1 protein-coding gene is annotated in these 379 nt (G+C 45.9%); it reads left to right on the forward strand.

Annotated elements, in window-relative coordinates:
* On the forward strand, window positions 1–300 hold a 300-nt coding region (locus tag NE664_15855; protein ID MCQ4728109.1), incomplete at its 5' end, for a theronine dehydrogenase.
* Window positions 301–379: the final 79 nt, after the last annotated feature.

Here is a 379-nt window from a genome sequence, read left to right on the forward strand (position 1 = left end):
GGGTGTATTCTGGAATTGTTCATGTCCCTGGGAAAAATCGGTAGCCGCTTCGTTTCCGTCGCTGTGAATAATGCGCTGCGAAGCCTCGATCTGCTGCATTTGACCTTTGCGCAGAAATCGATCATCGGTTCCGGGGGATATATGCCGGAGGATGTGCGGGACGTGATGAACATCATGGAGAGCGGAAGATGGGATCTGGAATCGATGATCACCCATGAATTTCCTCTGGATCAGATCGAGACAGCGATAAAAACAGCGGCGGATACAGAACATGCGCTGAATGTGACAATAAAACTTTAAGGATAATCGCAGCAATACCTTAAACTCAAACAATTCTGAAACAAAACTATGATACAGTAAGAAAAAAGGCGGAAAAAGG

This window comes from Anaerotignum faecicola, from assembly GCA_024460105.1.
GTDB lineage: Bacteria > Bacillota > Clostridia > Lachnospirales > Anaerotignaceae > JANFXS01.